Annotated in this window: 6 protein-coding genes; 1 reads left to right on the forward strand and 5 read right to left on the reverse strand. The window is 62.9% G+C overall.

Translation table 11 applies throughout. The features are described from left to right. The coding region (locus P9M14_15980) for a glycoside hydrolase family 31 protein (protein MDP8257245.1) at positions 1-571 on the forward strand (571 nt) is incomplete at its 5' end. A gap of 64 nt (positions 572-635) precedes the next feature. Here the strand turns inward: P9M14_15980 and P9M14_15985 are convergent. From P9M14_15985 to ileS, 5 genes are read right to left on the reverse strand one after another with little or no spacing between them, the layout of a single operon-like run. Further along, positions 636-1,262 carry a hypothetical protein gene (locus P9M14_15985; GenBank protein MDP8257246.1) on the reverse strand — a complete coding sequence of 209 codons (627 nt, stop codon included), beginning with the start codon at positions 1,260-1,262 and terminating at the stop codon, positions 636-638. Then, positions 1,223-1,708 carry a hypothetical protein gene (locus tag P9M14_15990; GenBank protein ID MDP8257247.1) on the reverse strand — a complete coding sequence of 162 codons (486 nt, stop codon included), beginning with the start codon at positions 1,706-1,708 and terminating at the stop codon, positions 1,223-1,225. Before P9M14_15990 ends, P9M14_15985 begins: the two co-directional genes overlap by 40 nt. Next, a complete protein-coding gene (gene lgt, locus P9M14_15995; GenBank protein ID MDP8257248.1) occupies positions 1,705-2,607 on the reverse strand; it encodes a prolipoprotein diacylglyceryl transferase in 903 nt (300 codons plus the stop codon). The genes P9M14_15990 and lgt overlap by 4 nt, the downstream gene beginning before the upstream one ends. After that, positions 2,591-3,169: a signal peptidase II gene (lspA, locus tag P9M14_16000; protein ID MDP8257249.1), complete on the reverse strand. Its 579-nt coding sequence runs from the start codon at positions 3,167-3,169 to the stop codon at positions 2,591-2,593. The genes lgt and lspA overlap by 17 nt, the downstream gene beginning before the upstream one ends. Positions 3,170-3,173: 4 nt before the next feature. Then, a complete protein-coding gene (ileS, locus tag P9M14_16005; GenBank protein MDP8257250.1) occupies positions 3,174-5,963 on the reverse strand; it encodes an isoleucine--tRNA ligase in 2,790 nt (929 codons plus the stop codon). Positions 5,964-6,521: the final 558 nt, after the last annotated feature.

A 6,521-nucleotide genomic window follows, 5' to 3' on the forward strand; every position in this document is an offset into this window, starting at 1 on the left:
GAGCACCGATTTGGGCCTGCGCTCGGCGATCATCAGCCTGTTGCAAAGCTCGTTTCTGGGGTTCCCGGTCTGGGGCTCGGACACCGGCGGCTACCACCATTTCATCGACCGCGAGGTCTTTGCGCGCTGGATCGAGTTCTCCTGCTTCTGCCCGCTGATGGAGATCGGCGGGCGCGGCGACCAGGCGCCGTGGAACATGCCCACGCAGCCGCACTACGACGAACAGATGATCGAGATCTACCGCGACTACGTCACGCTGCATCACGAGTTGCAGGATTACTCGTACCAATACGCGCAGCGCGCGCACCAAAGCGGCGCGCCAATCGCCCGGCCGTTGGTCTTCGACTGGCCCGACGATCCGCAGGTGCGCGAGATCTGGGATGAGTACCTGTACGGCGACGAGATTTTAGTGGCGCCGGTCTGGCGCGTGGGGCAGCGCTCGCGCAGCGTGTATTTGCCCCAGGGGGAGTGGACCGATTATTGGGACCGCGATACGACCTACAGTGGGCCGCTGTGGATCGAGGCCGACGCGCCCCTGGAGCGGATCCCGCTCTACCTGCGCGATCAGTAAAGATCGTAAAAACGATCTTTGTGTATAGGGCTCGCGAGTTTTGCCGCGGCTCGAAGCCGGGGCTCTACTGTCCGGCAGGGGCCGGGGGCGGCTTGAAGGGATCCTCTACGGGCCGGGCCGGGCGCTCGGTGGGTTCGGTCGCCACCTCCAGGCATACGTCCCAGGCGTCTTTTCCCAAAATCCAACTCCAGTCGGGAAGCAGTACCCAGCGTTCGTTGCGGTATTCGTAATATTGCATCTGGCGATAGCTGGCCACATCGGAGCTGGGCAGCAGGCTGACGTTGAGGTAGCGCACGGACACGCGGCCCAGGCGACCCTCGAGGAGGTTGCCGAGCTTTATATTCTCCTCGTAGGTCAGCTCGGGGTCGAGCTCGTAGGGCGCGACCTCGGCGTTGACGAAGGCAATGCTCTCGATGCTCAGGTTCGCGGCGAGCTTGTCAGTGCCGCAGATGTACGCCTCGCGGTACTCCTGGGCAACAAAGGCCATCGCCGAATCGTAGTCGCGCCACTGCAAAAAGCGGTTGAACTTCTCGGAAACCACACCGAGCTCCTCGATCGCCTTTGCCTGCCTGCGTTCCAGGCGCTTCTGGGCGCAGGAGGGGGCCAGCAGCGACAGGGCGAGCAGCGCAATCAGGACCGCGGCGAGGCGGTTCAGTCTTCCTGCGGACGCATCGGCATGTAGGCGTACCACGTACCCTCCTCTTTCTTCCAGGTGATCACCTGGCGCACCTTGGCGTTCCAGATGAAGTAGAAGTGGCCCCAGTAGGTCACCTCGGCGTGGGCGATCACGCCGTTGGGCTCGATTAAAATTGTGCCGAGCTTAAAGCGGTCGATCTTCTGCCGCCGGAAGTCGGCCTCGCGCAGCAGGTCGGCCATCACGGCGATGAACGTGCTGCGCTGATCGTCGTCCGCAAAGAACTCGGCGATTTTGGCGTTGGTCAACTGGATCGTCATCTTGCCCTCGCACAGCTCGGTGAACAGGCCGTTCATCCGCTGCTCGAGCTGTACCAGGTCCAGTGCCGCAAGCTGCGGGTCGAGCTGTTGCGCCTCGAGCTGGTCGAGCTCGTAATGCGAACTGCGCAGGGAACAGCCGCCGACCATCAGTATCAGCAGCACAAGGGCAATCGTCCTTTTCATTGCTCAGCCTTCGTAAGGGGATAACGTCGCCGCAGCACAAAGAACAGCACAACGGCCAAAACCAGCATCAGCACGCCGACCAGCTGGCTTTCCGAGATCCGCAGCACGGCGGTCGTACCGTCGGTCGCCAGGGTATCAAAGGCGATCAGCTTGTCAAACGTCCGCTCGACCCACTGCGGATGGTCGCGCAAGCGCGCGTCGGAGAAACGCAACAGCGTGTACATGCTCTCATCGCCCATCCGGTCGCGCAGCAGCTCGATCAGCCCGCGGGTGATCGCGTAGTAGCCCAGAAAAATCACGGTCTGCATACCCTCGAACACGCGGCGCTTGCGCGTGACGAACCACAGGATGCTAAACAGCAGCAGCGCGTTGAGGCTCGACATCGGCTGGGTCGGGTAAAGCGCAACGCCGGGGCGGCCCACGGTCCACTCGGGGAACACCAACGGGAACGGAAAGTCGGCCGGGCAGACCTTGCCGTAGCAACAGCCTGCCATGGTGCAGCCGATGCGGCCGAAGACCAGACCCAGGGCCACGCCCGGGACCGCCATGTCGGCCACGCGCCAGAAGTTGTACCCCTTGCGCCGGATGTAGATCCAGCTGACGATCACCGCGCCGATGAACCCGCCGTAAAATACCAGCCCGCCCTGCCAGATCTTGAGCAGGTCCAGCGGCCGACCGGAGTACTGATCGCCGAAGTGCACGATCACGTAGAACAGCCGCGAGCCCAGAATCCCGGAGAGCATCGCCCAAAACGCCAGGTTGTAGATGAAGTCTTCGGGAATCCGCAGCCGCCGTCCCTCGCGCAGGGTCAGCAGCAGCGCCAGCAGCAGCCCCGTGGCCAGCATCAGGCCGTAGCTGTGCAGGCTCAGACCAAACGGCAGATCAATCTGGGGGTGCATCGGTTCCTGCGGGCGGCACGATCGGGGCGGACCCGTCGTCGGCCTGTCCGGCCTTGGAGCGGCGAATGCGGGCCGCGCGCTCCAGCTCGATGCGGGTCAGCCGATAGACCAGTACGACCACGCCGATGACGATAAAAATGTCGGCCACGTTGAAGATCGGCCAACGAAACTTGTCGAAGTAGTGCAGGTAGATGAAGTCGACCACGTGATGGTCCGCGGTGGTCAGGCGGTCGATGGCGTTGCCCAGGGCGCCGCCCATTACTGAAGACAGCGCGAATACCATTGCGTATTGGCCGTGCTCGAGCTGCCAGAGGAAGCTTAAAATGAAGACCATGGCCAACGCGCCGACGATCATGAAGAACAGCAGCGGGTAGCCCGAGAACATCGAGAACGCGGCGCCCACGTTCTGGGCGTAGTTGATCTCGAGGATGTCGGGGATGATCTGGATCGCCATGCCGCGCGGGATGCGTGCGGTCCACAGCAGAGCGAAGTGCTTGGCCAGCTGATCCAGTCCGCAGGCCAGCGCTGCGCCGAATAAGAACAGTGGAAACTTGAGTTTCATTGAATCAAACCGCCGCGGCACACCTTGCGCAAAGCTCGGGATGCTCCGGCGAGGAACCGATGTCGGCCTTGTGCAGCCAGCAGCGCGGGCATTTGGTCAGGTCCGAGGGCTCGACGCGCACGCTGGCGCCCAGGGCCTCGTCCTGGGCCGTGGGCGACTCGACCGGCTGCGCGGCCAGCTCGACCTCGCTGACGATCAAGAGTTCGGGCAGCATCGGTTTCGCCTGCTCGAGCAGCTCGCCCAGCGCGCCCGGGGCGTGCATCGTCACCTTGGCGTCCACCGAATTGCCGAACAGCTTTTCGTTGCGCCCCAGTTCCAGAGCCTTGGTCGCCAGCGCGCGCAGCTCCAGCAGCTTCTGCCAGCGCTCGGTCAACTCGGGGTCGGCCCAGGCCGGATCGACGTCGGGCAGCAGCGCCAAGTGTACCGACTCCGGGTCGCCCGCAGCGTGGGCCAGGTGGTCCCAGACCTCCTCGGCGGTGAAGCTAAGGATCGGCGCCACCAGCCGCACGAGGCTGTGGGCGATGGTCCACAGTACGGTCTGCGATCCGCGCCGCAGCTCGCCCTCGCGCTGTTCGGCGTAGAGCCGGTCCTTGAGCACGTCAAGGTACAGCGAGCTTAGATCGACAACGCAGTAGTTGTGCAGGGCGTGGAAGATGCGGTGGAACTCGAACTGCTCATACCAACCGCGCACCTGTTCGATCAGCACGCCCAGGCGCTGCAGGGCCCAGCGGTCGATGTCGGTCATCTGCTCGATGGGCACGGCGTGCAGCTCCGGGTCGAAGTCCTGCAGGTTGCCCAGCATGAAGCGGAAGGTGTTGCGGATCCGGCGATAGGCCTCGACCAGCCGTTTGAGGATCTCGTCGCTGATGCGAATGTCGTCGCGGTAGTCCTCGGCCGCGGTCCACAGTCGCAGAATCTCGGCGCCGTACCTTTTGATTACCTGCTCGGGCTGGATAACGTTGCCCAGCGACTTGCTCATCTTCTTGCCGTTGCCGTCGACCACAAAGCCGTGGGTCAGCACGGTGGCGTACGGCGCGCATCCGCGAGTGCCCACAGAGGCCAGCAGCGAGGAATGGAACCAACCGCGGTGCTGGTCCGAGCCCTCGATGTACAGATCGACCGGCGAGCGCAGGTCGTCGCGCCGCTCGCAGACTGCGGCGTAGCTCACGCCGGAGTCGAACCAGACGTCGAGGATGTCGCGCTCTTTGACGAACTGCTCCGGGCCCGCTCCGCACTCGGGGCAGACGAAGCCCGCGGGGACCAGCGCGGGCGGATCGTAAATGAACCAAGCGTCCGAGCCCTCGCGCGCGAACAGCTCGGCCACGTGTTGGACCACCTTGGCGTCGAGGATCGTGCTCTCGCAGCCCTTGCAGGTGAAGGCGAGGATCGGGATGCCCCACGAGCGCTGGCGCGACAAACACCAGTCGGGACGGTTGGCGACCATGCCGTAGATCCGGTCCTTGCCCCAGCTCGGGATCCAGCGCGTGCGCTCGATCTGCTCCAGCGACTTGGCGCGCAGCTCGGCGTGCTCCATCGAGATAAACCACTGGGAGGTGGCGCGAAAGATGATCGGCTGCTTGCAGCGCCAGCAGTGCGGATACGAATGCTGCTGATCCTTTTGGGCGAGCAGCATCCCCAGTTCCTGGAGCTTCTCGATCACCGCGCCGTTGGCGTCGAACACGAACTGCCCGGCAAAGAAATCGACGTCCTTTGTAAAGCGCCCCTGATCGTCCACGGGCGCGTAGACGTCCAGTCCGTAGGCCAGGCCGCTCTCGTAATCCTCCTGGCCGTGTCCCGGCGCGATGTGCACGATGCCCGTGCCGGTGTCGAGGGTCACGTAGTCGGCGTTGATCACCAGGCTCTCGCGCTGGATAAACGGATGCCGGGCCTTTTGCCCCTCCATCGCGCTGCCCGGGAAGCGGGCCAAGGTTTTGCCCGCGCTCAGTCCGGCCTCGTCGAACACCAATGCGGCCAAACGCTCGGCCATGATGTAGATCCGCTCGCCGCACTCGATGGCCACGTAGTCGTAGTCCGGGTGGAACGCCAGGGCCAGGTTGGCCGGCAGGGTCCAGGGCGTGGTGGTCCAGATCGCGATGTGGACGTTGTCGCGGCCGGCCAGCTCGGGCACGGCCTGCGAGAGGTCCGAGACCACCTTGAAGGCCACGGTGATGCTCGGCGTGAGGTGGTCGGCGTACTCGACCTCGGCCTCGGCCAGGGCGGTGACGCAGTGGGCACACCAGTAGACCGGCTTGCGTCCCTTGTACAGACTGCCCGCGGCCACGAAGCGTCCGAACTCGCGGGCGATGGTCGCCTCGTAGCCGTAGTCCATGGTCAGGTACGGGTTGTCCCAGTCGCCCAGGCCGCCCAGGCGCTTGAATTCCTCGCGCTGGATGTCGACGAATTTGGCGGCGTAGCTGCGGCAGCGCTTGCGCACGTCGGCCGCGCTCATCTGTTCCTTGGCCGCGCCCAGCTCCTTGTCGACCTGGTGCTCGATGGGCAGTCCGTGGCAATCCCAGCCCGGCACGTAGGGCGCGCGGAAACCGGCCATGGCCCGGGATTTGACGATTATGTCCTTGAGAATCTTGTTCAGCGCGGTGCCCAGGTGGATGTTGCCGTTGGCGTACGGCGGGCCGTCGTGGAGGATGTAGTCCGGCGCGTCGGCGCGGGCCTGGAGCAGTTGTTGATACAGGCGCATTTCGTACCAGCGCGCGAGGAACTCGGGCTCGCGCTGGCTGAGGTTGGCCCGCATCGGAAATTTGGTCTTGGGCAGATTCAGAGTGTCCTTGTAATTCATGGCCTTAATCTTGGTTTTGTCGTGAAAAACAGAGCCCGATGCTTAACGCATCGCGGCGAAAAGTCAAGGCAGCTTGGAGCCGCCGCAAAACACGCGAGCGAACCAGGGTCGTAGCTCAATGACCTTCTCCGCGTCGAAAGATTGGTGGAGTGGGATAATAATGTTGAATAACATTATTGGGTAGGCGCGAGCAGCACATTGTCGAGTGGTTTTCATAAACTACTCACCTTGCCACCTTGATCAACACCTCTTCTCTCGGCATAAATCAGAGGTCAACTTTTAATCGAAATCGATTCGCTTCGTTGAACGAAAAACACGGCGCTGATCAGCCCCCTCCGGATGAAAACCACTCGACAACACCCTGCTCGCCGGGAGTATTGGATCGAGATTCATTTGCGGAGTTGGGCTAAAAGACGTGCTATCCGTAGCGTCACTAAGCGACACCAGGCTCTTTAAAACCATTTGTCGCGTCTAAGACTCGAGGGTCGAAGGGAATGCCAAGGGTTGCATGGTGAATCGTTTTAGTTAATCTCGAGCCAATACTACCGGCGAGCCTAC

It is taken from the genome of Candidatus Alcyoniella australis, assembly GCA_030765605.1.
In the GTDB taxonomy this organism is placed as follows: Bacteria; Lernaellota; Lernaellaia; order JAVCCG01; family Alcyoniellaceae; genus Alcyoniella; species Alcyoniella australis.